This window comes from Dietzia sp. DQ11-71 (assembly GCF_014144995.1).
In the GTDB taxonomy this organism is placed as follows: Bacteria; Actinomycetota; Actinomycetes; order Mycobacteriales; family Mycobacteriaceae; genus Dietzia; species Dietzia kunjamensis.
On the sequence record NZ_JAALDT010000497.1, the window covers coordinates 1 to 1413 of the forward strand.

The following is a 1413-nucleotide window of genomic DNA, read 5'->3' on the forward strand; positions in this document are numbered from 1 at the left end:
TGGCCGGCGCCCGCCGCGCGATCAGCACCGACGAATCCCTCATGGAGGCCCGCATATGTCCGGTAACCCCGACTTCGACCTGTACCGCCCGGCGGAGGAGCACGAAGAGCTCCGGGCCGCGATCCGAGCCCTGTCGGAGAAGGAGATCGAGCCCCACGCCGCGGCCGTCGACGAGGACGAGCGGTTCCCCCAGGAGGCCCTCGACGCGCTCAACGCCTCGGGTTTCAACGCGGTCCACGTGCCGGAGGAGTACGGCGGGCAGGGTGCGGACTCCGTGGCGGCGTGCATCGTGATCGAGGAGGTCGCCCGCGTCTGTGGGTCGTCCTCGCTGATCCCCGCCGTCAACAAGCTCGGCACCATGGGCCTGATCCTGGCCGGTGGGGAGGAGCTCAAGCAGAAGGTCCTTCCCGAGATCGCCGAGGGCAAGATGGCCTCCTACGCGCTGTCCGAGCGCGAGGCCGGCTCCGACGCGGCAGCCATGCGCACCCGCGCCCGCCAGGACGGTGACGACTGGATCCTCAACGGCAGCAAGGCGTGGATCACCAATGGCGGCAAGTCGACCTGGTACACCGTCATGGCCGTGACGGACCCCGAGAAGGGTGCCGGCGGCATCTCGGCGTTCATGGTCCACGCCGACGACGAGGGCTTTGGCGTCTCCAAGACCGAGAAGAAGCTCGGCATCAAGGGTTCGCCCACCGCGGAGCTGTACTTCGAGGACGTCCGCGTCCCGGGCGACCGGATCATCGGCGCGCCGGGCACCGGCTTCAAGACCGCCCTGCAGACCCTCGACCACACCCGCCCGACCATCGGCGCGCAGGCCGTCGGTATCGCGCAGGGCGCCCTGGACGCGGCGATCGCCTACACCAAGGAGCGCAAGCAGTTCGGCCGCGCGATCTCGGACTTCCAGAACACTCAGTTCATGCTGGCCGACATGGCGATGAAGGTGCAGGCCTCGCGCCTGATGGTGTACACGGCCGCCGCCAACGCCGAGCGCGGCTCCGCGCCCGGTGGCGAGAAGCTGGGCTTCATGGCCGCCGCCTCCAAGACCTTCGCCTCGGATGTCGCGATGGAGGTCACCACCAACGTCGTGCAGCTGTTCGGCGGCGCCGGGTACACCCGCGACTTCCCGGTCGAGCGCATGATGCGCGACGCCAAGATCACCCAGATCTACGAGGGCACCAACCAGATCAACCGCATGGTCATGGCCCGCCAGCTCCTGGCCTGATGCCCGGGGCGCCGGCCCGCTGACCGGCACCCCCTCCGCGAATCCGCTACTCCGATTCCGAATCTGCTACCCGCATCAGGGGAGCGGATCCGGAATCGGAGTAGCGGATTTTCGCGTCGCTGGGGCGCTGGGGCGCTGGGGCGCGGCGTCGCTGGGGCGCGGCGTCGCTGGGGCGCGTGTCGCGGGCG

General features: G+C 69.7%; 1 protein-coding gene. It reads left to right on the plus strand.

Annotated features, from left to right (window positions below; genetic code table 11):
* Nucleotides 1–55 precede the first annotated feature (55 nt).
* Nucleotides 56–1225 carry an acyl-CoA dehydrogenase family protein gene (locus tag G6023_RS15270; protein ID WP_120286172.1) on the plus strand — a complete coding sequence of 390 codons (1170 nt, stop codon included), beginning with the start codon at nucleotides 56–58 and terminating at the stop codon, nucleotides 1223–1225.
* The last annotated feature ends 188 nt before the right edge of the window (nucleotides 1226–1413 follow it).